1 protein-coding gene is annotated in these 1,490 nt (G+C 67.4%); it reads right to left on the bottom strand.

What is annotated here, in order from left to right:
- Positions 1-8: 8 nt before the first annotated feature.
- A complete protein-coding gene (locus tag AB0M30_RS47655) occupies positions 9-1,436 on the bottom strand; it encodes an IS66 family transposase (RefSeq protein WP_364599319.1) in 1,428 nt (475 codons plus the stop codon).
- Positions 1,437-1,490 lie beyond the last annotated feature (54 nt).

Raw genomic sequence — 1,490 nt, 5'->3', positions numbered from 1 at the left:
GTAACTGTTCAGGCCATTTCGGTGTTCGTTGGCAGCCAAGGGTTTCCGGTGATGGCGTCACGCAGCGCGGTAATGATATGCAGGCCGTTTTTGCGGGCGGTGGAGATGTAGCCGCGGACTCGTAGCCAGGCGTGGGCGCCGTGTGGGGTGCGCCAGCCGCCGGAGATTTTCAGTTGTGCCTTGATCATTCGCAGGTCACGTTCGGCTTGGTTGTTGGTGAACGGGACGGTGAGGTCGCGGGCGAAGAGCAGCACTTGGTGCTGGTAGTCGCGTAGGCGCACCAGCAGGTTGCGGGTCTTGCTTTGCTTGCGGCTTCGGTCCGGTGGGTGCAGGAGCAGGCCGAGGTGGACGGTGCGGACGAACCGGGAGATCAGCGGATCGAGAATATGCGCGGGGATCGCGTTCCGGCCGGCGTCTCTCGCGGCATGGGCGGCGGTGTTGAGTGCTTCGAGAGCCTTGATGGCGATCCTGGGCCAGGTGTGTTCGGGGTGGGCTTCGCCGGCTGCGACCAGTTCGCGTAGGTGGTGGGCGTTGCAGCGGGCGTGGTTGCGCCCGAAGTCTTGGTAGGACATGAGGCCGTCGTGGACGGCGACACCGCGGAAGTAGTTGAGGATCCCGAACGCGTCCATGGCCTCACCGCCGCGCTGGCGGTGCGGCAGATATGCGGTCAGGTGTGGGGTGCAGGCGACGTGCAGCCACCAGTTCTTCCCTGCGACGCGGATGCCAGTCTCGTCGAAATGCGCCACCGGCGCTGCCCGCAGCGCCTGTTCGACCTGCGCGGCGAATCCCTCGAGGTGGGTGGCTACCGGGGTGAGGACACCGGCGACCCAGCCGGTCGACACCGGCAACCCCAGCACATCAGCCAGCAGCTGCGCAGTCCTGGCGACTGGGATGTGCTGGTAGGTCAGCAGATATGCCGCGAGCGCGGTCACGTTCGGCCCGTAACAGGCGGGTGCGGTCGCCTCAGCCGGGGCAGGCGCGGTGGTGACCTGACGGCAGCCGTGGCACCGCAGCCGGTGCAGGCGGTGCTCGGTCACTGCCGGGCGCACCTCGGGCAGGTCCACCACCTGCCGGCGGGTCACTCCGACCTCGTCGCGGCGGCGCAGCCCGGCCCCGCAGCCCGAACACGACGACGGCACATGATCCACGACCTGGTCGGGGTCCTCGACCAGCGCCAGGCTCGCCCCCGGCGCTCCCGGCTGCTTTCCCTGCTTGCGGCTGGTCTTGCCGCGCAACGACTTCGGTGCCGGTTTGCTGAACCGGTCCGACGACGGCGGCATCGACGAGTTACCCGAATTCATCCCGAGACGGCGTTTCAGCTGCGCGACCTCGCCTCGCAACGCGGTGATCTCCTCCCGCGCACGCGCGAGCTCCACCGCCTGCGCTGCGACCAGCGCGGCCAGCTCATCATACGACGGACGAACACCTTCCCCCACAACAAGATCATCCCACAGTCCCGTTCACAGCCCAGAAACGACCTGAACAGTCAC

Source organism: Amycolatopsis sp. NPDC051716 (genome assembly GCF_040681595.1).
In the GTDB taxonomy this organism is placed as follows: Bacteria; Actinomycetota; Actinomycetes; order Mycobacteriales; family Pseudonocardiaceae; genus Amycolatopsis.
The sequence above is the reverse complement of the archived record's forward strand: the minus strand, read 5'-3'. Positions and strand labels throughout refer to the sequence as shown.